This window comes from Vibrio sp. 10N.222.55.C6 (assembly GCF_041473395.1).
In the GTDB taxonomy this organism is placed as follows: Bacteria; Pseudomonadota; Gammaproteobacteria; order Enterobacterales; family Vibrionaceae; genus Vibrio; species Vibrio crassostreae_C.
The window spans coordinates 1-374 of sequence record NZ_JBFRSD010000979.1; the positions used below are offsets into that span (position 1 = coordinate 1).

1 protein-coding gene is annotated in these 374 nt (G+C 44.1%); it reads right to left on the bottom strand.

Annotated features, from left to right (window positions below; all coding sequences use genetic code 11):
* On the bottom strand, positions 1–374 hold a 374-nt coding region (locus tag AB4486_RS27150), incomplete at both ends, for a hypothetical protein (protein WP_372119888.1).

Sequence of the window (374 nt, forward strand, 5' to 3'; positions counted from 1 at the left end):
GGGTAAACAAATACTTGCTCATTAATATCGTTTTGATCGAGAAGAACCTCAGCCCCACCATCATAGGTAAATTTAGTAACTGTTGAACCATCTGCACTTGGACCCGTTATTGTTTCAAACACATTGCTGCTCGCCGTGCCCGAGGTTGGCTCAGTGACTAGTAAGTCTCCAGATTGCATCACTTGAACATCATCCCCGATAACTACTTCAAGTTGCTTAGGAGCGGACACATCACCATCGGTGTCTTCGGCATAAACCGATAAATCGAAAGTAATGTCATTGTTGCCATCGCCAGGCGCATGGTCTAGTCGCTCTAGTAGTGTAAAGGTATAAATGCTTGGGTTTGAACTATCAAACGTTAAGGTGAAGATAGG